This is a genomic window from Pseudohalioglobus lutimaris (assembly GCF_002866825.1).
Classification (GTDB): Bacteria; Pseudomonadota; Gammaproteobacteria; order Pseudomonadales; family Halieaceae; genus Halioglobus; species Halioglobus lutimaris.
The window spans coordinates 1-24,957 of sequence record NZ_PKUS01000037.1 but is presented as its reverse complement, the minus strand read 5'-3'; the positions used below and the strand labels follow the sequence as shown (position 1 = coordinate 24,957).

Sequence of the window (24,957 nt, the reverse complement as noted above, 5' to 3'; positions counted from 1 at the left end):
TATGCTGCGCCTACTCAAAGCTTTCTTGGCAGCGGTAGTTATCGCTTACCTGCTGGCGAGCATTCTCTTTACCCAGACGATACTGGCAACCGTGCAATCCTTTGGCCTGGAGGTTTCGTTTGCCCAGCGGCTGGGGGCCACCTGGCACGACATCATCGGCATGGCATCCAGCTACCTGCTGATGCTGCTGGTCGCCTTCTTGATAGCGCTGCCCGTGGCCGCGCAACTGGCCCGCTTGATCCCGTCGCGGCGGGCTCTACTGTTCACCCTTGCAGGCTTCGTTGCCGTGGTGGCGTTGCACGTTATTTTGAAGTCAGTGTTGGGCGTATCCGGTATCGCGGTGACCCGCACCCTCGCGGGACTCATCGGACAGGGCCTGGCCGGCGCGCTGGGCGGATACGTTTATCACCGGCTGAGCCGCCCGCCGGCGGTGAGCTCCTAACCTGATCCTGGCCTCCCAACGACAGGGTGAGCGAGGGTCTGGCACCGGCCGGTGCCGCGCTCAGCGCAATGCCGTGTATCCGGGCTGATCAATACTCAATTGCCCGGCCACCGTCTGCCGCAGGTGCTCTGCGAGGGCGTCGGTATCCAGGGATAGTCCGCCGCGCAATTCATTCACCAACTTCCAGCGCAGTTCGTCGAGTGAGCCGTCACCCAGCAGGGCCTGCAGCCTGCCGTGTTCCGCCTCGGCGAGTGCAGGGCCGAACAGGAATTCGCGCTGTGCAATACCCAGTGAATTCGCCGCGACTTTAGCGAGGAAGGAGAAGTGCTTGTTTTCGTTCGCCGCAACCTGCTCCTGCAGAAAAGTTCTGACGCCTTCCAGCAATTCAGCGGGCATGGGCAGCTGTGTGCCCTGGTCCAGCTCAGTCGCCGCCGGCAGTTCGAATTCACCGGGAAACAGCAGGTTCACACAGTCCATCTGCGCCTCGGAGGAGCGCCTGCCTATTACCGGGCGCTCCAGACTGGGGGTATGGCCGGTACGCCAGGTTGCCGCCATTTGCAGTGTGGAGACCGACCACCAGAACGAGCCGAAAATCTGCCAGAACCGTAATTCCTCCTCACTGACTCGAATACCGGACACCGCCTCGTAGCCCGCCAGCAGGTCTGCCGTTGTTCCAAACCCGCCTACAGGCCGTTCAACCTGGCCGAACCGCCATGAGTTGACGCAGAGCCAGCCGAGGTCGCGCACCGGATCACCGATATGGGCGAGCTCCCAGTCCAGTACCGCACGCACACCGTTGTTATCGATCATCAGGTTGCCGTTGCGAAAGTCGCCATGCACCAGCGTCTTGCGCGAGCTGACCGGCAAGTTCTCGAGCAGCCAGCGCGCGCTGAAATCGATCATCGGAGCCGGCAGGTTCAGTGCCTGGTACCAATCCCACGTCTCCTGCACCAGTACCGCAGGCGCGACTCCGGGCAACTGCCCGGCCAGATTGGCATCGACCTCTATCGCATGCAGCCGGGCGAGAATTTCACCGCACTGGCGCGCCAGCTGAGGCCTGATCTGTGCAAGCGACTCGGATCGCACAATACGTTGGCCCAGCGTTTCGCCCTGCAGCCACTCCATGAGGAAGCCATTGCCCAGACCGTCACCTTCCTCCAGCACGTGTACAACTGCGGGGACCGGAATCCCGGCCTCGGCCGAGCGCTGCAGCAGGTACGCCTCCGTTGCCAGGTCAATCTGGCCAAGGCTGGGCCCGCCTTCCAGGGTCGGGGGGCAGCGGCGCAGCGCAAACTGGGCGTCTCCGCTGGCAGTATCGACCAGGATTCGAAACGTTTGCTGGCTGGCTCCGGCGGTGAGTTGCTGGCATTCCTTCAGTTCACGAAAGCCCGCGACCTCAGTACCTAACATCGCTTCCAGAGCGGCGTTAAAACCATCGCCAGCAGGCATCAACTGACGCCCTTGGGCTTTTGCTGTTGCATAAAGCCAAACATGTAGCCTGCTATCCGGCGCATCTGTATTTCGTCGGTGCCCTCGGTGATGCGGTAGCGCCGGTGATGGCGGTAAATATGCTCAAAGGGTTTGTAACGTGAATAGCCCATGCCGCCATGCACCTGCATGGCCGTATCGGCGGCCTCGCAACAGAGTCGATTTGCCTGGTAGTTGCACATCGACACCTTATCGGAGACCGAGAAGGCGCCATCGCGATCCATAAGCCAGGCAGTCTTGTGGATTAACGCACGCAGCATTTCACAACGCGTCTGCAAATCAACCAGCGGGAACTGAATGCCCTGGTTACTCGACAGGGGTTTGCCGAAAGGCTTGCGCTCCCCTGCGTACCTCACCGCCTCGTTCACGCAGTACTGGGCTGCACCCAGACTGGAAGCCGCCTGGCGGATACGGTTTTCGTTGAAGAAATGCTGCACCACCTGCAGACCCCTGCCTTCGCCGGCAAATATCGCCGAGTCGGGGACGCGCACGTCGGTGAAACTCACGCGTGCGTGGTCCGAGGGCATATTGAAAGTCCACAGGTACTCCTCAACGTTCAACCCGGCGGTGTCCATGGGTACCAGGAAGGCGGTGATGCCGCGCGCATCGCCCGGTTCGCCAGAGGTGCGGGCCATCACCATGTCGGCGTGCGCAATGTGCACCCCCGTGTTCCAGGTTTTCTCCCCATTGATGACCCAGTCATCACCGTCCCTTACCGCGACGGTTTCCATCCAGGTCGCATCCGAGCCGTGCTCCGGCTCGGTAATGCCAAAGGCGAAACCCTGGGTGGCGTCTTTCAATCCGGGCAGCCACTGGGCCTTCTGCTCATCGGTGCCGTATTCCAGCATCAGCAGCAGAGCAATGTTGTTCCCCACAATGGAGTGCTCGTTCTGCAGGTCGTTGTGCAGACCCAGGCCCCGGGCAGCCAGGTGCTCGCGAATAATGGCCATGCCCAGGTTACTGCCATTGCGCCCGCCGTGCTCCGCGGGAAAGGGATAGCTGAACACGCCGGCCTCGATAGCGAGCTGCTTGGCCTGGTGAAGCAGTGCCTCCCACTGGGCATTGGGCAGGCCGTCACGCTCCCAGTCGGTGCGGGCATCTTCCCGGCGATGATCGAAGAAGCGCATATTATCGCCGGCTTGCTCTAGCGGCTTGATGCTGGCCTCGATGAACGCGTCCAGTTCACCTAGAAAATTCGCGATATCTTCTGGAATAGTAAAATCCATACATGGTTATCCTCTTGTTAATCCTGGCACTTCGCCCTTCACGGCGTAGCGTCTTCCAGGGTAAAGGTCAGCCCGGCGCTTTCTTCCAACCGCTGTATCAGCGTCTCGCCCATCGCCGACGCCGGCGTCCAGAAGCCGCCATCGCAATCCAGTTCATCCATTGCCAGGCAGACGGCGGCCTCTGCCAGCATCTTTGAGGTGGAGCCGTAGCCCGGGTCGCGATCGCCGGTAACGCGGGCAATCAGGTCCTTGTCACCATCGTCGGGGTGAACGCCATAGAGGTAGATATCAAAGAAGCCTTTTTCACGCTGCTCCCTGTCTGGCCCCTCGCCGGGAGCGGGTAGAAACTTCTTCGCCACGGCACGCAGCGGCGGTATCGCCAGGGATACAGTGCCTGCAGTCATGGCCAGCGCAGATAACTTGGCTGCCACCCGGCCCTGGTGCCTGGGCGCCAGCATCGCCTCGCTATAGGCGAAGTCTTCCCCGTAGGGAAAGCCCAGTAGCGCATTGCTACGCCGGACTACCCTGGTGTTGATTGCCGCCATAACAAAGGGCAGCGTCCAGCGCCCAAAGTGATAGTCGTAAACGGCACCGGTCTGGTCATTGCGGTCGTCGCCTCGATGACTTCCCCTGGGCAGCAGCGCATAGGGGTCGGCCATGACCTTGCGCAAACTCTTGTCCTTGCCGGCCTCTTCCATCATGTTAATCATGCTCGCTACCGTGCCGCCACTGAAGGCTCCACTGAAGCGTTTGACCCGCAGCTTGACCTCCTGCGCGGGCACGCCGTGTTCAGCCAGCATGGCCTGTTGCAGGAACAGGGTGCCGAGGTCAGAGGGAATGCTGTCGAAACCGCAGGTGTGCACGATGCGGGCGCCGCTGGCGACTGCCGCGGCCTCATGCCGACCGATCATTTCACGCATCCAGTGCACTTCGCCGGTGAGGTCGCAGTAATGCGTACCGGCAGTAACGCAGGCTGCGACCAATGCGCTGCCGTAGAGTGCATAGGGACCTACCGTGGTACATACCACTGTGGTGCAGGCTGCCAGGCTGGCCAGTGCCTGCGGGTCGTCGCTGTCCGCTACCAGCACCGGCAGGTTCGGCGCGCCCAACTCCCGGGCAAGCACCTTCAGTTTTTCCTCGTTGCGCCCGGCAATAGCCCAACGCAGCCCCTTGTCCTGGCCGTAGGCCTCCAGCAGGTATTCCGCCACCAGGCGGCCGGTGAAGCCACTGGCTCCGAACAGCACGATATCGTAGTCACGCATGATCTTGTCCCTGGAAAATTGCCTATGGTACGTGAAGTAAGGAGCTTCGGCTCCCTGCAATTAAATTACGCTTTCCTTTGTTCCTGGCAGAGACACTGTCGCTGCGTGCCATGCACATGTCGCGCGTGGCAATGCTTTATCGACGGCTCAAGCCCCAGAATAACGGGCAAGCCTCAGAAAGGTGGGCAATGACTCAAAGGAGAGTGTTATGAAGAAGTTTGTACCGTTTGTTTTTGTCGCGATCATGTGTGGACTGATCGGCGCGAAGATCGCTGTTGCCGACGAACCCAGGGCCGTCGCGGTGGCTACCGGAGTCCAGGCCCTTAAGTGATGGCCAGCGTTGCTTGCAGGTCAGTTGAGCACCCGGTACCCGCGACCAATCAAGCAACGTTTTACCACCTGTATTTCGGTTTGCTCGCCTTCTCTCACGCCGCGCGCACCGCCGGTAACGGCGCCCGCGCCGGCAGCGCGCTGAGCGTCCCTGCTATTGCCCACGGCGGCGCCGATCAAACCCCCCACCACCGCGCCGGACACCGCGCCCTTGGCTGCCTTGTTCCCTGTTTTCACCTCACTGGCGTAAGTTTTGCACTCAGCCAGGTCCTGGTCATAGCGCGACATGTCCACGCCCTGCTTGTCGATAATAATCTCGTCGGTGGTGGTACACGCACCCAACGCCAGGGTCAGTACCGTAACCAGGGATGCGCGCTGCAATGCCATGCCGGAAATTCTGGTTTTCTCCCGCGTAGGGCAGGTTGCCAGCGCGCCCATGAATATTGCCTTTTCCATCATCGCATCAACCTTCTGTCACTAACCTCAGTCATTGTTCACAAGTGTAGCCCAATACGGCGGGCAAACGGGCATTGACGCACTGGCCACGCCACAGGGCATGGCCGTAGCGGCCAGCACTGTATTTATCCATGTTAGCGCACTAGTATGGGCGCGTTGACACCAACCTGGAGTAGCGAGCAATGAGTCAATTCCAACAACTGGGCGACGCCTACCTGGAACTGCTGCTGGAAAACCCCAACACCTGCGTTGAGATGGGTGTTGAGCAAAAACTGGATGATCTGCCGGACCCTTCCCTGGCCGCGCTCTCTGCACTGCAGCGCCAGGCTGAACAAATCGTGGCGCAGGCCGAGGCACTTTACCCCAGCCTGACTGACTTCCACCAGCAGCTGGACACCCAGCTGATCGCCCTGACAGCGCGCCAGTATGCACAGGATGCCAGCCTGACCTTCAACGGCAGGCTGCAGGCGCAGCAATTGCCCGATGCGGGCGAGGAGATAAGTTCCGGCATCTTTTTCCTGGTGACCCTGGACCCACGCCCTGCACAAAACCGCCTGGATAACATTCTGGCGCGCCTGCAAAAAGTACCCGCCTACCTGCAAGCCATGCTGGGCAGGCTGGATACCCCAGTCGCCCGCTGGGTGGACATAGACTGTGAGTCCATTGCCGGGCTGCCCGAGTTCTTCGCCAGCATTCTCGACTGGGCACGCGACGAGTCCTATGCGCAGCTGGATGAACTGGGCGCGGCCATAGACACAGCCAACCAGGCGATAGCGCAATACCAGGCGCAGTTGAAACAACTGCCCACCACCACCCACTTCCACATCGGGCGCGACGCGGCGGAGTCTATTGTCGCCTCCAAGGGCATAGAACTCTCGCTGGAAGATATTCACCAGGTGGCGCGGGAGTTCGTTAGCAGCACGCGCAACCAGATCGAGTCGCTGCGGGAAAAACTGGTAGAAAAGTATGGGCTGGACCCGGCCACCACTGCACAGCAACTGCAGACTTACCTGGCCGAGGCCCATGCGGTGAAAGTAGAAGGGGGTGATTTCGAACAGGTAATCACCCGCTATAAACAGGTGGCGGCGGAACTGGAAACCTTCGTGAAAGAGCGCGAGCTGTTCCCCATACCCGACGGCCAGTCCATGAATATCATCCAGACACCGGGCTTCATGCGGCCGATGATACCGGCTGGCGCCATGATGCCACCGCCGGCGTTGCGCGAGGGTACGCGCACCAGCATGGTCTACCTCACGCTCAGCCAGGAGCTGCTGGCTGAACACACAGAGCTGGGTATTCCGCTGATGATGGTGCACGAGGGTATTCCCGGGCACCACCTGCAGCTGGCGACTGCCACCATGCACGCGTCTATCGTGCGCCGCACCTTCAACGCCAACGAGCACGCCGAAGGCTGGACCACCATGCTGGAGGACTACGTGCTGGACCAGGGCCTGATGGGCGAGCTGACCGATGAAGCGCGCTTTGTTACCAAGCTGGACCTGAGTCGTATCGGCGCCCGGGTCGGCATTGACCTGTACTTTATGACCGGTGACACGTCTTACCTGGATATCGGCTATGACGTCAGCACCGACAGCGAAGACCCTTTTGTGAACGCCGCCAGCCTGCTGATCGCCGCAACCGGCTTCACCCCGGGTCGGGCCCAGAGCGAGCTGAACTGGTACTCACAGGAGCGCGGCTACCCCCTGAGCTACCTGGTGGGCAACCGCCTGGTGTGGGACCTGAAACGCGACTTTATGGCGGCGACAAAAGACAAACTGTCGGCGCTGGAGCAGGACCGCGAATTCCACCGCATCTACCTGGAATCCGGCAATATGCCGGTGGCGAAGCTGCGTACCGTGTTTGAGCACGAGCTGGGGACGGCGCTTGGGAGCGCAGCGGCGTAGGCCGCGCTTACCGCCACTAAGGCGTATACCAGACAGGTGACGTCCAGGCGCGCTCCTGGTGGACCATGGGCACGTCTTCGCTCATCTTGATGCCGTAACGCACCTGGTCATAGGCCATCCAGGTGGGTGTGGGGATCTCGATCACCCTGGCGTAGTAAAACGCCGGTTGTGACGGGTCGAAATCAGGGTCAACCCAGACCGTGGTAAGACCGGGTTCGCCTATGCTGTCAGCCCAGGTGGCACGCTCCACATCGACAGTATTCCCCACCGGCGTCAGCCTGCCGTCTTTGCCTATGGCGCGACGATCGGCGTCTGCCCAGACCACGTCGTAGATCTTCTCGTGGGTTTTGCCGCTGGCGTCCAGCCAGCCTTTAACAATCTGGATACGGTCAAGGTTGCCAAATATCGGATCTTTCAGGGCGGAAACCAGGAAATGGGGTGCCTTGCTGGCGCCGCGTTCGCTGCCCTTGAGATCACCGCCCATTGGTACGCCGCCGGCGTAACCGGCAGCGGCCACGTCGCGCGACAAAGCGTCTTCCTGGTCATAATCCCAACCGGCAAAGAAGCGCACCGTCATGCGCGAACCCGAGGTGGCATAGACTTCCTTGCGGCGCATGGCATCCCACAACGCTTCGCGGGTATTTTCCCGCGCCCACACCGCGGCATAGCCCGCTGCAGTGTAGTGCCAGGTGTACCGGGTTTTGCCGAAGCCCTGTTTGGATACATGCTCCCAGCGTTCGGGCCGCGGCTCCTGCACCACATGCTTGCCCATGAAGTTGTCTTCTTCTATGGAGGTCAGCGAGTTATGCACATCGGTTCCGCCAATAAAGCCAAACTTGAACGGGTTGGTGCCCAGCGCACGCTCCTGCTCAAGGCCGCGCTGCAAGCCGGCACGCAGGTACATGGTGGGACGCATCTGCGGCGTCTCGAGGCTGTCCTCCAGCGTCAGGTTGCCATATTCCCAGCCGGCCAGCCCGAAGTCGGCGAACTCGTCGTTAGGCGACAACGTCGGGTGGGTTTCGCTGGCGCCCTTGGTCTGCATCATTTCCTGCAAGGGCTCCCAGCGCTGCCGGCGCTGGGCATAGTCGGCCGTGAGCGGCTTGCCGTCGAAGGTTTCTATCTCGAACATGCGCCCGTTGGACAGGTTGCCGTTGTGGGGAATCGCCAGCAGGCTGCCGCCGGTTTTCTCTTCGTAGTTTGCCATCCACGCCCACAGCGCCTCGGGGTCTTCGCTCTGCCAGGACGAATAAGGCAGCACCTGGTCTGCACGCGCCTTGCCATCGCGAAACAGCACATTGCGGTGCAGGTTGTTGCCGCCGGGAACGGAAGTCCATTCAAAGCCGATCATGGCGGTGAAGCGACCCGGCTCATTGAAGCGCTCCGCAGTTTCTGTGTATTGCTGCCAGACCGACCTGATAACCGGGCCCACCGTTGCGGGGTCCTGGATCACGCCCGGCAGTGTGCCCTGCGCCTGCGCGGAAATCAGCTCATTCATGCTGTCGGCAGCGGCCTTGCCGCCTTCCTTCATCGCCTGGCTCCAGCGCTTGAGAGTGGCGTCCTGCATGAACAGTGGGTTGCCGTTATATACCTCCATAATGACGCCAAGCCCTTCGGCGTGGTCGGAAATCACCAGGAAGTCCATGGGCCGGGAGAGTCGAACCGGCACCCCTGTTGAAGACACGACTTCGGCGCCACGCGCGAAGCGGTAGGCCATCTCCGGGGTCAGGCGATCACCGTTCATAAACGCATCGCCGGAATTGGATGTGTGGTGATGGGTGTCGCCGAAATAAACCTGCGTGGGGTAGTCGCGCCCGGCGTAGGGCGAATAGGTATTTTCCGGCGCTGCCTGTGCAACGCAAATAGAGAGAGGCAATAACGCAGTGAGAAGGGATATTATGCGGGTCATATTTTTATCCTTAATACGTAGCAGAGTGGGCCTTATAGCTGACTCTCGATAGGGAGCAGTCGATAAAACCCGACCTGAAAGCGACGCCACCAGCTGGCACCGGGTTCCTTGTATACCACCTCGCGATCAGCGCCGTTGTCGTAGGTCCAACGCAGCTTATTTCGCTCGTCGAGGTCCACCTTCCAGGTCGCGGCAGGCAGATTCCTTAGCAGCTCATCGGTAAACGTACCACCCGCCTCGTGGGAGTCAACGAAAAGCCCCATCTCTGTGTTGATATAGATTGAGCGAGGATCAAAGTTCAGGGAGCCAATGAAAATAGTCTGCCTGTCGATAACCGTGGCCTTGGAATGCAGCGTTTTCTTTTCCGGTGTGTTGCCCCAATCATTTTCGGCAATAGCGCTGTCGGCGCGAATTTCATAAAACTCCGCCCCGGCCAGCAACAAACGTCTACGGTAGCGTGCATAGCCCGAGTGAACCGGAACATGGTTGGTAGAGGCCAGGGAATTGGTCACCACGATCACCCTCACCCCCTTGCCGAGCAACTCCTCCATCACTTCAGCGCCGAGTTTCTGTGGCACGTAGTAAGGAGTGACCACGATCACCTGATCGGTTGCAGCACGCAGGCGACGGGCAAGCTCCGACACCAGTATGGCTTGCTCGCTATCACCCATGGCGGCGCTGATTTTTTCGGGTGTGTCGGTATATAGAGTGGTGTCGGCCACCACAGGGCGCAGTTTACCGCTGCGCAGGTCCTCCAATAACCGACTGTTGAGTGCGGTGGCATAAAGCCCCGTGCGCTGCCCTTGCAGGGTCTTGTTGACCAGCACCCGCCATTCGGCCAGCGTTTCCGGGTCCACCCGGGTTTGAAATGCCTCTATGGGCACAGACAGCTGGCTGTTCCAAAACGCGTCAAAACCCGCGCTGATATCCTCCACCACCGCGCCCATTACCATGACCTCGTAGTCGTCGAACTGCACATCCTGCTTGAGCTCGAAATACTCCTCGCCGATGTTGCGACCACCGACAATGCTGAAGCTGTTGTCCACGGTGAACGACTTGTTATGCATACGTCGGTTGATGCGGGCGAAATCGGTGAGGTAACTGCTGAATCTCAGTGACCGGGACAGCGGGTTGAATATGCGTATTTCAATATTGGGATGGCTGCTGAGAATGGTGAAGGCCTCATCAACACCCGGTGAGAAGATATCGTCTATCAGCAGGCGCACCTTTACGCCGCGGTCTGCTGCCGCCAGCAGCCCGCCAGAAAAAAGCTGCCCCGCCCGATCCTTTTTGAGAATGAAGTACTGGGCATCAACGGTGTTTTGAGCCAGCTCGAGCATGCGCAGGCGTGCACCCAGTGCGTCGACCCCGGAAGAAAGCCCCAACAGCCCAGCCTTGTCTCCGTGTTCCTCCTGCCAGGCGAGAGCCGCCTCACCCATTGCCGTCGTCGAGTCTGGTGGCACGGCGTGGGATTCAGTTTTGGGATAATCGAAGGGCGCACTGGCGCAGGCGGCGAGCGTGAGCAACGCGGTGCATAGTAGTGCGCGCATCAGTGCTTTTCTACCGCAGACTTTTACTTGAAACAAGTTGAGCCCAGACCGTTATCTAGTGAAAGTGCATCCAGATACATCGCTACCTGAAGCCGATGTCATTCCTACGCGAGAATGACTCATACCCATGTTTCCGAATGGTCGCCATTATGGGGCCTCAGTATAGGGCAGCAGGGCCGAGTTTTCTTCCATCATGTGAGCTGCGGGACCAGCCGTGCTACGCAACCACTTCCCACGCGGCAGTTAGCACGGGTTCAAGCGCATCCCTCGCATCCTGGGGAAAGACCGCGTCCTCTCCGGAAGGCACGGTGAACGCAGCCATGGCACTGACCAGCGAGTCCACCTGATTGGCATGGAGCACATGCTCATCCGCTGTGATCATATCCAGGCGATGCTTCTCTGCTCCATACCAGTTGTTTACCGTTACCTGGTCAGAAGAACCAATCACATCAATTACCAGATGCTTGCCGTCTCTGGAAAACCAGAGGTCATCGGACTCAATGGCCGTCATAGCTAATACGTCAACACTGTCCGGATCCGGGTCCTTGTTAATGATCCTGTCAACACCATCTCCAGCGGAGAACTGAAACTGGTCACTACCGCTGAGCCCAAACAACTTGTCGTTACCAGCACCTCCGACCAGCACATCGTCTCCGGCCGATCCTTTAACATAGTCGTTACCCGCCCCAGCTTCTATCCTCGCAATGCCAATCAACTCGGTCGTGGAAAAATCAAGTCGGTTCTTACCCGCGGTGCCGACGATGGCATCATCCCCCGCGCCACCGTCAATGCGCTCTATTGAGTCAGATCGAATGAGGCGCTTCAGGCCAATACTATCTGATCCATCGCTGCCCAGAAGGGTATCTACCCCTTCACCGCCGAGAACCCGGTCGGCCCCATTGCCGTGCCCGGAGAAAACGAACAGGTCATCACCTCCCAGACCCTCCAGCCGGTCATTGCCGGCACCGCCTATTATGCGGTCGCCAGCTTCTGTGCCGACCAGCTTATCATTGCCGTCGGTGCCAACAATCTGCTCGCCTGGGTCGCCGAGCGCCAACGCCAGAAGCTGGTGACCGGATAAACGATCGCCGTTGGAGAAGTAAATCTCCGCGGAGATTTCCTCCAACTCGGACTCGTATTCATCGCGAATCGGGTTGTAGGTGAGGGCCACCATTTCCAGTACCGCACCAGAACCTTCGATCGCCATGGAGACACCCTCACCCTGCAGTCCCTCGGTCACACTGAACTCAAGGTCATTTTGCGTGATCTGCTCGTCGAGATAGACGTTGAGGGTAGCCTGGCCAGATACGTAAGTGACTGTATCCGTACCATTTGAAGCTCCGAATTCCAGTGCCAAGGATCCGCCAAGCATATCTACCATGTCCTCTCCGGAACCCATATCCAGCTTATTGGCTCCGCTCAGCACCAACACCTCATCGTTGCCTTCGCCCATGTACAGGGCATTGTCACCCTCGGTCTCGACGGCATCATTCCCCGGCCCTGCAAAAAGCGTATTGCCGTCTCCGCTCAACAGAGCGTAGTCATCGCCCTCACCGGCATAGACTATGGAAGCGCCGTTCACCGTGACGTGATCTCCACCTCTACCGGCGTAGATGGTGTTTTCACCACCGGCGTCGAAAATCAGGTCATCCCCTGCGTGACCCAGAATCAGCTCATTCGCTACGCTCGCCTCAATCGCGTCCTCCGCGGCGGTGCCTTGCACAATCAGGTAATCCACCAGCATCCTGCCGGCCAATACCACTTCCATGTCATGCCGGCTGCCATCCGCAAGCTCTATATATCTCACTGGTGTACGCGGAAAAAGTGTGGCGATGTCGTCTGAGCTAAGGCGGTAATCGCCACCATCCTCACCGCTGAAAGGATCGAGCAAGCCACTGCGGCTGCTGACACTCTGTGGTTCATATACGTTAAAGAAGTTTTCGAATTGCAGACTCCCAGGCTCATTGGTCAAAGCCACCTGCAAGCTGCTGTCATGGCGTACAAAAACGAGGTCATCCAGGCCAATTCCCGGTCCGAATGCCAGCACATCTTCTCCGTGTGGCACAAATTCAGGTTGCGTTGCGTTTTGCGACAGTGAGAACCGGTAGGGGTGCCGCTCACCATAGGACCAATCGTAAACCACCCGGTCATCACCACCGCCCAGGTCGTAGTAGATTGTCATTCCCTGATATAACGGCGACTCGATATAGTCATTGCCAGGCCCGGGCGCTATCACCTTGTGACCCACACCCGCCTGATTCACATTGAAATATACGTCATTGAGATAGATGGAGTCTGCGCCCCCACCACTAAGTATCAGGTCGTTGCCGTAGCCGGGGGTGATTACATCGAAGTCAGCGCTGCCAATTATACGATCGCTGCCAAAAGATCCGTGCAACCAGCCAGGGCCCTCCGCGATGATCTCCGGTACCCAAAGCGGGTCTGTTTCAGCGGTGATCACAAATCGGTTGAGTGCGTTATCCCGTGCCGCGTCACTGAAGTGCTTCTCCGCCTCAAGCGACAACTGGCCGCCAGCGTAAGCAATTTTGGTATCGATACCGGTAAATGAAAACGACACATCGCTTTGGTCGACAAGGCGAATCTCCCCGAAGACGTGCGGATAGTAGCCCTCGTCAAGCAGCACGCTGTCATTCCCGTCTCCATTGGCAACGCGGAAAACATCATTGCCGAGACCACTAGTGTGAATCACGTCGTTGCCATCAGCCGTCTCGAATACATCGTTCATGCGCGTATCGTAAAACGTACCGTTAACGAGTTCCGAGCGCTGCACCAGTGCGACAGGAAAACCATCCGCACGTATATCGACGACCTTCTGCACAGAGGTAGCGCCCATGGACTCAACCCAGTCCGTCGCAGAATATTTCAGCTTGAAATTGTCAGGTCCATCGCCAGTGTAATAGAGCGCTATAGCGTCCGGGTCGATACTGCTGTCAAATTCGAAGGCGTGGTAGCCTTGCGTATCGGCAATAACGTCCCTGCCATCGCCAAGAGCAAACCGGTAGAGGTCATGGGAGTAGGCGCCATCAAGAAGGTCATCACCCGGACCGCCCTGTAGAATGTCGTTGTCATGCCCGGTACCACCATGAACGACATCATTGCCAGACCCCCCAAGCAGCGTGTCTGCGCCGCTGCCACCATCAAGATGGTCGTCACCCCCCTCTCCCTGCACCACGTCGTTGCCGCCGCTTCCCAGCAGGATATCATCCATATCCGTGCCAATTATCGTATCGTCTCCGGCAGTTCCTGCAGGACCGTTAGTGAATCCCGCCAGCCTAATCGTCACACTATCCGTTGACTCAATAAACGCCCATTGCGTATCGAGCAGTAAAGGCGATACCTCCACCAGAGGATTTATGGGTGCGCCTGGGAATCGGATTGTGGCGCCACCCTGGCCGTCAATTGCCGTGATCTCTACATCGGAGGCACCAGCCCCGAAACTAAGAATGGGTTGGCCGAAGTTACCTTCATCAATAGTGAAAAGCGCCTCCCTGTCCGCCTCGGTATAGACGTCAGACGCTATCGTGGAAAGCAACACATCGCCATTCAGATCGAGGTAGTGGGCATCCAAACGGGTCCGCTCGACCAATGCATCCGAGCTATTAAGGGCTATACGCGTTCGCGCCCATTGGTCCCTGCTCATGGTAAAACCATCACCGGTAGCGGCGCTGGAAAGCATTACCTCTCCGCCCTGGAAGACAATCTGCAGTTCGTTCAGGGAAAAGCCAGAGAAAACCAACGTATGCATACCGTGGTCATCTTGAATATGATCCAGGCCATCACCAGGTTGCAGCGCGTAGACATCATCGCCTGAGCCCCCCAACAAAGTGTCATCACCTGTCCCCCCTTCCAGATAATCATCACCTCCAAGTCCCGACAACAGGTCATCCCCACTTTCGCCAAACAACCTGTCTTCACCATGATGTGTCGTTGCCAGTTCGGGCGATGTACCTGCATAAGATGGAAGTTCGAGACCAAAATAGGCTGTGTCGTGATAGCGATCACCGATCAGGTCATCATCGCCATCACCGCCATGAATTACGTCCGAACCTGACTCACCCCATACCGTATCGTCGCCGGGTCCCGCATAGACCACATCATCGTGCACCGTTACGACTGACTCGGCGAAAGCAATGCGCAGCTCACCCTGAATCGACTGACCCTGCCCTCCGGAATACATTACACCAAGGGAGGAATCGCCATAGATAACGTCGCGGCCGGCACCCCCTTCCAGATAGTCACTACCGGCCCCACCGAGCAAGTAGTCTGCGCCGTCACCGCCCACTACGGTGTCAGTACGACTACCACCGGAAAGCATGTCGTTACCAGTCCCTCCGTCGAGGATATTCCTGTCATGCTCACCTTCCGCCAGTTGACCAATATAAAACTCGTCCTGGGCAGAGCCTGAGTTCAGCAGGTCAGCAAGATCGTGCCTGGTTGACCCAAAAAGCAGATCGTTGCCATCACCGCCAAAAAGGTGGTCTGAGCCGGCATAACCGGCAAGATAATCAGCCCCGGCGCCGCCCTCCAGGAGATCGTCACCTGCCAAACCGATCAACTGATTGGACCCATCATCTCCCGTGAGATAATCATCCAGCGGGCCGCCTTCAAACGATGGGCTCAATAAGCCAAATGGCTTGTCATCTCCTGCGTAATTGGCAACATCAATGGCACTGAAACGCAACGCAATGGTGGACCAGTCAAAGCCACCCTGGTTACGGGAATCACGCCAGAAGGCCGAGGCATCCACGTCTGAGCTACTGGTGCCCAACGTGGCAACATTTATCTGTGTAGGGGGCAGCACAATATCAGGGGCAGCAAGCACAATGCCGTAATCCTGGCCGTTTGCAGGCGAGTACTGCGTTGCAGTAATGGAGCCTGCAGTGTCGCCATTGCCCACTTTCAACGACAAAAAGCTACCGTCATAGTGCACGGCAATATCAGGATAGGCAGCATCGCTATAAAATGAGGATCCGACCGAAACAGGCGAAAAGTTCATGGTCGCCAGGTCAATACCATTAACAAAAATCTGATCGCCACCATCATCATAATCACCAATAATGTCGTGACCATCGCCATCGGCCCAATGGAAGCTGTCCCTACCGCCACCTCCGATCAGCCTGTCGTTGCCCCTACCACCCGTTAGCACATCATTGCCCGGGCCTCCTTCCAGGTAGTCATTTCCTGCGGCGCCGTGAAGTTGATCAACACCCGCCATACCATAAAGGCTGTCGTCTCTGGACTTGCCTGTCATTACGTTATCCTGAGCGTTACCAAACAGGATGTTTCTCACTGTGTTCGGGTCGACCGTATTGCTGCCACCCTGGCCGGTTGAATTGGCGCCGGCGAAGACCTCGCCAGCATCCTCATCGTGGAAGCGCATTGCTTCACCCGCTACCGCTTGAGGATAGCGGGTATCGTCCACGTTACGCTGCAGAACTGAGCGCAGCATCGCCGCCCTGTCGGCGATGAACTGGTCGGTGTAGGCAAGACCACCACCGACATCTATCAATGCGTAATCTGATGCGGCCGCAGATGTGTTGGCCAGGTTGGAAGTAACAGCTAGCGGAACGAGTTTTAGCGCAGCATAACGAAGCCCCCGCCCGACATCCGTGTCTTTGGCCGCCCCGCCTACCAGGTCAATCTCCAGCGGGTTACTCACAGCATGACTTGAACCTCGGAGCACCAGTGCATCGTAAAATGCCCCGATATCGTCTTTCATAGCCTGCAGGCTCAGGTCTCCGCCGAGAAGATCACCCAGGTGATCGACAAGCGATTCCAGCGAATCGCCGGGTACATTAGATGCGCCCTCAAGCAGGCTGTAAATATCACCTAGCCCAGCCTGGGAATTGAGTTGGGGATCTATCCCGGCCAAAACGCGATAAACAGAAAGACTTTGCACCATCTTCGAAATTGAGTGGTCGGCGATCACACCCTCCTCTTCAACGAAGATTTTGGTCTTGCTGCCCGGATGATATCCAGCAACGGCACCGATGAGATCAGCGTAGTAGTTCTGTACTTTGCCACCAAGTGAAATACCGTTGATCACCTCCTGACTCAAGAAGTCATCCACGCCCACTCCGAGACCGTTAAAGGTGTAGGTCTGGCCTGCTGAAGCGTGATATTTGTAGGCCGCAATGGTCGCCAGGAACCCGCCCAGGGAGTGGCCTGCAAAGTTGACGGAGCCTGTCAGGCTGCCGTTAACATCAAGGCCCGCGTCGACAAGAAAATCCGATATGACATTTTGCTGCCCGAGGAAGGCGTTGAGGCCACCTGTGATACCCGCGCCCTGAAAAATCACATCCAAGCTCGTCGTCAGGGAGTCTATGGCTAGCTGGTCGGTACCGCGAAATGCGACAGTTATATCTGAGGTTTGCCGGTTCCTGAATATGGTCGCCGAAAAGCCATTTTGTGATTCTATGTACCCTGAGGAGGGGCCATTGTAGACTTCGAATATACCGCCACTTGGGTCGAATAAATCCTCATATTGACCTTCAGACAGGCCGGCTTCTGTGGTCAAAAATTCCTTTATCTTGTGATCGTCAACCGTGCCTCGAAGACCCCAATCCGCATAAGCGGCCGCTGCGAGTATACAGTTTTCGTATATTTCCCTGATCATGATAAACCTCCTTGTTCATCAGCAATCGATTTTTAACAGCGTATTCCTAAATCGCTTGTATCTCCAAATTCTAAACTAGCCCCCAGAATCCAGTGGTTTCGGTAACAGCAGGGTCTTCTCGATCAGACCCGGTGCGAAAGTGTGGCTTCTGCTCTTCCCGGTTACCCTATATGAACCGCAGCCAACATGCGGGGTCGACTCAAACGAGCCATGCTTTCCGGGATACCAGTGATAACTGATTCTTTCCGAGAGGATTTCACCAGAACGAGCGTGGATTACTCGACCAGTTGAACGACTCATTCTCGAACCTCGCCCCTCATCGGTCCACCACTCGTCGCTCTCGGCTTCGTGTCGGTAATCAGCTTGCGGTTCAGCAATATTCTCTACAGCAATACACTTACTGGAAAGAAACTCAGGATAGGGATCGACTGCATAAGTTGAGAGCCTAAGGTCTAGAGGTGCATAGCACTGCCCCGAATCGCGAGCTACCTTGGACAGCCGGTAGCAACCTGCGCGAGGAAAAATACTCGAGAGTGAATCACGTTTTCTGCAGATCTCGATGAAATTGTAGCTCGATTTGACTAAATCAATCTCGTTAACGGAATCGTGATAACCATATGCCTCCGCCGTTCTGTAAACAGTCAAACCAGCGTCCTTCGCACATAGTGCCTTGAGTGTCTTCAGATTACTTTCCTCAGACGAACAAGCTATAAGAGAGACCGAATAAACTGAAACTAATAATACTTTTAGCAAATCCCTAGAATGCGATCCTAGAAGATACGTAGCAACGACTGTGAATTCCCCAAACACCCTACCTCTCCCCCAAACTTTCTTGCTTATACCTAAGCAAAGGAGACAAGAAAAACTCGATCAAACGACGCCTGCCGATCCTGATCTCTGTTATCACAGACATTCCCGGACTCAGCTTCAGCGGCTCACCCGCTACGACTATCTCGTCTGTTGCCAGTTTCATGCGGGCTCTAAACACCCAACCGTGCCCCTTCTCTTCTATAGCATCATTACTTATACCTGATACTTCTGCATCAATCAGGCCGTATTTGGTGAAATTGAAAGTATCTACTTTGACCGCCACCGGCTGGCCTGGACGAACAAAGCCTCTGTCCTGATTCTTAAGCAACGCCTCGATTTCCAGCACAGCGGATTCAGGGACAATCTTCATCAATACCTGCGCGGGCGTGGTTACCGCTCCGCTGGTATGCACTGCGAGCTCCTGAACGGTTCCCGTTACCGGTGATTGCAACAACTGCCTCTTCCTGCGCTGTCTTGACTTGCGAGCGTCCTGCCGCAATCTGGCGCGCTGGGCAACAAGTCGGTCAATCTCCATCAGGTTGCGCACCCTAATATCACTTTTGGTGGCGACAATGCGCGCGGCAATCGATTCGCTCTGGTTTTCCAGCTTGTGTTGGCTCGCCAGTAGTACCGGCAGAGTCTTTTCCAGATCGGTCTGTTGCTCCAACATCTCCAGGTGCTTAATCCTGGCGCCGTGCTGCTTCGCCAGCAGACTTGAATATGCGAGTACACGCTCCTTAACTATCTCCAACTTTGCACTTGCACGGGCATGTTCAGCAACTACAACGTCACGTTCGCTGGCGTTGGCGCGCAGGTCCCGGTCAAGCCCTCGCAGTCGTGACGTTATCTCCACCTGCTTTTGTTGCAAAATGCTGTTCGAGATAGCGTCGTCTTGTTCGTCAGGCTCGGGCGGCGAAGCGCCCGCAGCAACGCCGTCCAGCGCCGCCAACCAGGATTCAAGCCCAGTCCGCCATGCCAGCTCTCGCGAGCAGTCGGCCAACTGCTCAGAAACGCTAAGGTCATCCGCCTCAGCGGCTGTGTCTTCCAGACTAATCAGCGGCTCACCAGCCTGTACGCGTTGCCCATCTCGCACATGGATGGCCGCTACAACCGCCACCTCCGATGTCTGCACTGATTTGACTTTGCCGCTAGGCACGATTCGACCCGGCGCAGTGACCACGATATCGACCTCGCCAACGATCGCCCACGTAATACCTACTAAGAACAGTACCAACAGAGTCCACAATAACCAGCGCCCCGCAGGCGAGGGTGGCCTGTCCTGAACTTCCAGCGCGCCGGGCAGGAACTGCCGCAGCGTATTCGACGTTCGAGCATCAGCGGCTTGGCCCGACCACAAACCGGCGAGCTTTACGCGCGGTGAGCGCGTACTGTCATCAACGCCCTTATCCATTATCGTCATTCAAATCATTAGAGGGGTGACTGATGGGTACCGCACCCGCCACAGGCGATTGATTCTGGTGCCCATACAGCATCGCGTAGTGCCCGTTCGTGTTGAGCAACGCCTCGTGACTGCCCCGCTCAACAATGCGGCCCTCATCCAGCACCAGAATGACATCACAATGGCGCACGGTGCTCAGCCTGTGAGCAATCACGATTACTGTTCTATCGCGGGATATGGCGCCCATGTTGTCCTGGACAATGCGCTCCGACTCGTAATCCAGTGCACTGGTAGCCTCATCCAGAATGAGAATACGTGGGTTGGTGATAAGCGCCCTGGCAATAGCTATACGCTGACGCTGCCCTCCCGAGAGATTCGCGCCCTGTTCTTCTATCAGCGTGTCATAGCCCTCTGGCAGGCCAAGGATAAAGTCATGGGCACCAGCAGTGCGGGCACTTTGTACCACCTGTTCAAACGGCAACCCGGGATTGGACAGGGCAATGTTCTCACGCACGCTACAGTTAAACAAAAAGCTTTCCTGCTGCACTAAACCCACGTTGCGTCGCAGCCAACTGGTGTCAATCATCGCCAGGTCAGTACCGTCAACCAGCACCCTGCCCGCTTCGGGTACGTGTAGTCGTTGGATCAATTTAGCCAGTGTACTTTTTCCCGAACCGGATCGCCCCACGCAGCCAACCACCATTCCGGCGCTTATCGTCAAAGACAAGTCATCCAGCACCAGGGGGCCATCACTACGATAACGGAACCTGACGCGCTCAAAGCGGATATCTCCCTCCAGATCCCCTGGCACGCTGCGGCGCGAGTCCAGCCCAGGTTCCCGCGGCGTGTTCAGGATGTCGCCCAGCCTGGTCATGGATATGCCAGCTTGCTGAAAGTCCTGCCAGAGCTGCACCAGTTTCAGAATCGGGCTGCTTACCCTCCCCGCAATCATATTGAAAGCGACCAGTTGGCCCACCGTAAGCGCGCTGGCGATCACAAGATGTGCACCCCACCATATGATCAGCAATGTGGTCACCCGGTTGATAAAGGTCGCAATCTGATTGGCCACATTATTGAGGTTTTGGGCTCTGAAAGACGCTGTCACATACCGCGAAAGCTGATCTTCCCAACGGCGTTGCATCTGTGGCTCCAGTGCCTGGGCCTTGACCGTCTCTATACCGGTGACCGACTCGGTCAGGAATGCCTGGTTGGCAGCGCCGAAACGAAACTTCTGGTCCAGCCGATGCCTGAGCACCGGTGTAATAATCATTGAGAGCAGGACATAACAAGGTAGAGAGCCAAGTACAATCCATGTCAACGTCGGGCTGTAATACCAGAGGACGGCAATAAAGATAAAGGTAAATGACAGGTCTACAAGTAGCGTCAGCGCCGCGCCCGTAATGAAGTTACGGAGGGTATCCAACTCGCGCACCCTGGCGACCGTCTGCCCCACCTGGCGGGAAGAGAAGTAGGCCATAGGCAGCTTTGCCAGATGGCCGAATAGCCGTGCACCTAACTCAACATCAATACGATTGCTGGTATGGCTAAGGAGATAATTGCGCATGCCGCCTACAATGGCCTCGAAGAAGACAACGGCCACGAAACCTATCGCCAGTACATTCAGCGTCGTAAAGCCCCGGTGAACCAGGACTTTGTCCATCACCACCTGGAAAAACAGGGGTGTAACCAGGGCAAAAAGCTGAAGAAACAGGGAAGCTATCAGCACCTCCGCAAACAGGTTTCGATACTTCAACAGCGCGGGGAGGAACCAGCGCAGGTTGAACGGGTCTCGCTCTATCGAACTGTGCAAACCCCTCGGTGCAAGCAAAATGACTCTACCCGCGATTGACGCGGACAGCGCCGTGTCGTCCACCGTTTCGGGTTTTGCGTGCTGAGGCCGCTGAATCAGGAAACGGACACACTTGTTCTCAAGGGTCACCGCACTAGCGATTACGAAATAGTCTCCCTCGGGACCACAAGCTAATGCAGGAAGTATCCTTGGATCAAGTAATCCCGGCGCAACCTGTACTGCCTTGGCTTTCAGGCCGATGGAGTGGGCTGCCTTCAGAATATCAGTCGTGGACGCCCTGCCCCCATCACCAACAAACCGATGCATCAACTGCCCCAGATCCGTGTCGATATGATGCAGTCGCGCAATCAGCGCGAGAGAAGCGAGTCCACTATCCATGTGAATCCCTGCGTTTGTCCGGGGCTAGTGCCTGGGGTGTCGCGGTGACCAACCTAGTTGAAATCGGTGGCCTGTCAGCGCGATACGGTTAGGTACACCTTAGTCGATTGCCGGGGCGGGCAAGCCATCACTAAGCGGTTTGGATGATTATCGAGCGCAACCGATTCCCGGAGCCGGGGTTTGGTGGTTCAGTCCTCACCGCCCATCGTGCAGAAAAGCTCATAGAGCACGGTGACCACTTTCTCGACCTCATGGCCAGCAAGTGAGTAGTAGATAGTCTGCGCCTCTCGGCGGCACGACACGACGCCTTCATTGCGCATGCGCGCAAGGTGCTGTGACAGGGGGGATTGTTTGATGTTCAGATTGCGCGCAATCTGACCCACGGAGTGTTCTCCGGTCTTTAGCTGGCAGAGCACCATCAGGCGCTCGGGGTGGCTTAGAAGTTTTAACAGGTCCGTCGCCACATGTACGGAGCCCTGCATTTTCTCCAGATCCATGGGGTCTCTCTATATATACGATCAGTCTTTTATTATTAGCGACCAGTACATGATCACAACGCATTATATTACTAATCGCGCCTTTCAGATAGTGACCCCGCACGGCCATACTGACCAACAAACTCCCACAACCGCCGGGGCGCAGCGGCAATCAACTTCTCCGCATGGCATTCACAGCCCGACGGCATGGGCCATGCTTTAGAAACAAAACCTTGTTACATTTTTTGAAGTCGTCATACGTCGCGGAATCGACACAGAATACGATCACCCAAAGAAGTCGCTTATATGGGGTAAGCTCACACTGCAGACGAGTTACTCGCCCGTTCCACAGTTGGCAAGAGGGCCGCGATGGATACCCTATCGCAGCCCTGGTGTATTCAGGCGGCTTTTACCGGACCCTGTCGACTAGAATCAGCATCTGCCTCATGTTCGAGCACCGGTTTTTCATCACCTCCTATCGGAATCTTGCGGGGCTTCATGGCTTCTGGAATCTCACGCTTGAGCTTCACGGTTAAAAGCCCATTGCCAAGGTCGGCCTCGGTGACCTCTACGTACTCCGCGAGATTGAACCGACGCTCGAAGGCCCGGTTGGCGATGCCCTGGTAGAGATAGCGCCCTTCTGAGCCCTGCTGTTGCTTGTTACCGCGGATAGTCAGCACGCTGTTTTCCACGGTGATCTCGATTTCATGCTTGTCGAAGCCCGCCACTGCCAGGGAAATAGCGTAGCTGTCCTCTTCCAACACCTGGATATTATAGGGCGGGTAACCCGCAGCGTGCTCACTGGCACGCAGGGAACTGTCTATAAGAGAACTGAGGCGGTCGTAACCGACACTGCTGCGATAAAGCGGGCTAAGGTCTATTGAGTTCATAATATATCCTCCAATTGAAGCAATACACGACAAAATCAACTTGTGGCCGGGGCAGACTTTTCTGCTCCCATGCGAAGTAATCTATGTTGCAAGAAGCGGTTTTCAAGGCCTGTTTTTATAGAAATTGGTTTTTAGCGCGGAGCGCTGATATAGCTTTCGGCTATATCCTGCGCGTATTGAAAAGCTGCCAAACTGCCCGGGGACATCACCCCTGCTTTCGGTTAAAAGGCAAAGAGTGAATTGACTGTTGAATACAGTACGTCGTTGAAGTTCTACATCCAGCCCTGTCTCCACATTGAGCCGTCAGCGACTTCCCCGCAAGTTGCTATCACTTGATGTACATCATTGTCGCAAACCGATGCCATTAACCATACTTTTTATAGGTTCTTATTGGTAACTGATGATTCAGTCAGAAGGCAGCGGCCGATGAAACACACACTGAAATCTATTCTGCTTATTGGCATGGGCGCACTATTGGTGGGGTGCAAACTGGCCGTTGTCGTTGTAGAGGGCGGTGAAGTACAGTCGCAAGGCGCAGGAACCTGTTTTTCCGGTGTTGTGTGCGTTGTTGAAGTCACTGATACCAATTTCTCAGAGACATTCAGGGCCTCCCCTGACGCAGACTGGTATTTTCATAAGTGGAATTCCGGTGACAGATTTTTCTGTGGCGGCTCTCCTGATCCGGAATGCGAGTTGTCCCTGGAGTGGGCAAAGAACAACGAAGACATTGAGGAGCTAGTAGCATCTTCTGAAGTCTTCTTTCTCATGCCTGTATTTAAACAGACTCCGCCCGAGGTAATCACACCCAACGACCGACCTGTCAGAGTTGATGGAAAAGAATGGCTGCAGCCTATTCATTTTGTTGGATATTCCTATAGTCAGATTAGCGAGGTCTGTCCGAACAAACTGTGCTCCGGCACACTACCCGGTAGCACCACAGACTTAACCGGGTATTTCTGGGCCTCCAGCGAGGATGTTCGGCTCCTTTTCAGTGTGTATGCAGGGGTGGGCAGAAACATCCTCGAGGACTTCATTTACACGCTTGCAGAAAAAGACGATGAACTTGATCAAATTGTGAACCTGAACTTGCGTGTCTTACTCAGTGACGAAACCACCAGCGAGGGCTGGGTGAGTATAGGCACGGTTTACGATGGTCAACCCTTCGAACCCAGCAAGGAGGAAGTCGGCGTTGGCCCCTCGCCTTTCATCTATGCACAGAGCAGTGGGAGTGATATGGGTGCCTGGTTCTGGAAAGCACTTGAATGATTCGCTGCAGTGCAGGAAAAAACCAACTGCAGACCAGGTCTGCTTGAACCTCGTTCGTTTCATCCTGCCAAAAGTACTTTTCAGTAGCCTGCACACATCAACAGCATTGCCAAACAACCTATCCCGCAGACTGGGTGCGATTTACCGGGATCATAGGGAGGGTATTCGTGAAGAGGCTTTCCAAGGTCTTACTAATTGCGTCCATGAGCAATTCCCTCCTTACCTGCTAAAGTGACTCAAGGGACATGCATGCTCGAGTTCTGCAAAGGTGATATAGGGGCCGGTATGACGGCAATCCCTGAGTGTTCGTTAGTGAACTCAAGCGCACCCGCTAGCTCGAAAATGAGTTGAGAATCGTTTAGGCGTTTCCGCGGAGACGCTCGTAGCCGGCGGGTGCATGTCCCACCCTTTTCTGGTAGCTACCTAACAGACGTCCTAGTAAAGACCAAAAAATGGGACTGAGTGACTATATCCGCGGAAACGTTTAGCAGAACAATTGGTGTGATAAGCGGACTCAGAGCCCGAATCCAGCATGGTTCGCCATGTTGCAGGATTGGGCTACGACTCACCGCTCGCTAAAAGCTGCACAGAAGCGCAATGTCAATTGGCGCCGCCGCATAGCGGAGGCAACCTGGGCATGCTAGGTGTCGTCGAAAATACCCGTATCGGGAGTGTTAGAAATTCTGTGTCAATCCACTAATCTCTATATGAGAGGATTGACCTATGA

The 24,957-nt window shown here is 56.5% G+C and carries 15 protein-coding genes; 4 read left to right on the top strand and 11 right to left on the bottom strand.

Going from position 1 to position 24,957, the window contains the following annotated elements; translation table 11 throughout:
- The first annotated feature begins 1 nt into the window (after nucleotide 1).
- A complete protein-coding gene (locus C0039_RS18505; RefSeq protein ID WP_101518922.1) occupies nucleotides 2-442 on the top strand; it encodes a hypothetical protein in 441 nt (146 codons plus the stop codon).
- 60 nt (nucleotides 443-502) lie between these two features.
- On the opposite strand, the gene C0039_RS18500 is transcribed toward C0039_RS18505, so the two are convergent.
- Genes C0039_RS18500 through C0039_RS18490 form a run of 3 tightly spaced genes read right to left on the bottom strand, consistent with a single transcriptional unit; the run spans nucleotide 503 to nucleotide 4,418 of the window.
- Nucleotides 503-1,891 (bottom strand): phosphotransferase family protein, encoded by a 1,389-nt coding sequence (locus tag C0039_RS18500; RefSeq protein WP_101518921.1) that lies wholly within the window; start codon nucleotides 1,889-1,891, stop codon nucleotides 503-505.
- The gene (locus C0039_RS18495) at nucleotides 1,891-3,156 is read right to left on the bottom strand and encodes an acyl-CoA dehydrogenase family protein (RefSeq protein WP_101518920.1); all 1,266 of its coding nucleotides are present in this window, start codon (nucleotides 3,154-3,156) and stop codon (nucleotides 1,891-1,893) included. Before C0039_RS18495 ends, C0039_RS18500 begins: the two co-directional genes overlap by 1 nt.
- A gap of 38 nt (nucleotides 3,157-3,194) precedes the next feature.
- Nucleotides 3,195-4,418 carry a saccharopine dehydrogenase family protein gene (locus tag C0039_RS18490; protein WP_076000177.1) on the bottom strand — a complete coding sequence of 408 codons (1,224 nt, stop codon included), beginning with the start codon at nucleotides 4,416-4,418 and terminating at the stop codon, nucleotides 3,195-3,197.
- Nucleotides 4,419-4,626: 208 nt separating this feature from the next.
- Between C0039_RS18490 and C0039_RS21440 the strand changes: the two genes are divergently transcribed.
- On the top strand, nucleotides 4,627-4,749 hold the full coding sequence (locus C0039_RS21440) for a hypothetical protein (protein ID WP_279304949.1): 123 nt from the start codon (nucleotides 4,627-4,629) through the stop codon (nucleotides 4,747-4,749).
- A 20-nt stretch (nucleotides 4,750-4,769) separates the two neighbouring features.
- Here the strand turns inward: C0039_RS21440 and C0039_RS18485 are convergent, their stop codons facing one another.
- Nucleotides 4,770-5,207 carry a glycine zipper family protein gene (locus C0039_RS18485; RefSeq protein WP_232334949.1) on the bottom strand — a complete coding sequence of 146 codons (438 nt, stop codon included), beginning with the start codon at nucleotides 5,205-5,207 and terminating at the stop codon, nucleotides 4,770-4,772.
- A gap of 179 nt (nucleotides 5,208-5,386) precedes the next feature.
- Here C0039_RS18485 and C0039_RS18480 point away from each other — a divergent pair, with 179 nt between their 5' ends.
- The gene (locus C0039_RS18480) at nucleotides 5,387-7,108 is read left to right on the top strand and encodes a DUF885 family protein (protein WP_101518919.1); all 1,722 of its coding nucleotides are present in this window, start codon (nucleotides 5,387-5,389) and stop codon (nucleotides 7,106-7,108) included.
- Between the two features lie 16 nt (nucleotides 7,109-7,124).
- Here C0039_RS18480 and C0039_RS18475 read toward each other — a convergent pair whose 3' ends face one another.
- The 7 genes from C0039_RS18475 to C0039_RS18445 form a co-directional block, all read right to left on the bottom strand.
- Nucleotides 7,125-9,014: a DUF3604 domain-containing protein gene (locus C0039_RS18475; RefSeq protein ID WP_101518918.1), complete on the bottom strand. Its 1,890-nt coding sequence runs from the start codon at nucleotides 9,012-9,014 to the stop codon at nucleotides 7,125-7,127.
- 32 nt (nucleotides 9,015-9,046) lie between these two features.
- Entirely contained in the window at nucleotides 9,047-10,564 is a 1,518-nt protein-coding gene (locus C0039_RS18470) for a phospholipase D family protein (RefSeq protein ID WP_101518917.1), read from the bottom strand.
- A 217-nt stretch (nucleotides 10,565-10,781) separates the two neighbouring features.
- A complete protein-coding gene (locus C0039_RS18465) occupies nucleotides 10,782-17,201 on the bottom strand; it encodes a calcium-binding protein (protein WP_101518916.1) in 6,420 nt (2,139 codons plus the stop codon).
- An 811-nt stretch (nucleotides 17,202-18,012) separates the two neighbouring features.
- Nucleotides 18,013-19,431: an HlyD family type I secretion periplasmic adaptor subunit gene (locus C0039_RS18460; RefSeq protein WP_101518915.1), complete on the bottom strand. Its 1,419-nt coding sequence runs from the start codon at nucleotides 19,429-19,431 to the stop codon at nucleotides 18,013-18,015.
- Complete coding sequence (locus C0039_RS18455) at nucleotides 19,415-21,598, bottom strand: type I secretion system permease/ATPase (protein WP_101518914.1); 2,184 nt, start codon at nucleotides 21,596-21,598, stop codon at nucleotides 19,415-19,417. Before C0039_RS18455 ends, C0039_RS18460 begins: the two co-directional genes overlap by 17 nt.
- Nucleotides 21,599-21,786: 188 nt before the next feature.
- Nucleotides 21,787-22,095, bottom strand: a complete 309-nt coding sequence (locus C0039_RS18450; protein ID WP_076000170.1) for an ArsR/SmtB family transcription factor — start codon at nucleotides 22,093-22,095, stop codon at nucleotides 21,787-21,789.
- Between the two features lie 377 nt (nucleotides 22,096-22,472).
- Nucleotides 22,473-22,964: an Hsp20 family protein gene (locus C0039_RS18445; RefSeq protein WP_101518913.1), complete on the bottom strand. Its 492-nt coding sequence runs from the start codon at nucleotides 22,962-22,964 to the stop codon at nucleotides 22,473-22,475.
- Nucleotides 22,965-23,390: 426 nt separating this feature from the next.
- Between C0039_RS18445 and C0039_RS18440 the strand changes: the two genes are divergently transcribed.
- Complete coding sequence (locus C0039_RS18440) at nucleotides 23,391-24,230, top strand: hypothetical protein (RefSeq protein WP_101518912.1); 840 nt, start codon at nucleotides 23,391-23,393, stop codon at nucleotides 24,228-24,230.
- Nucleotides 24,231-24,957 lie beyond the last annotated feature (727 nt).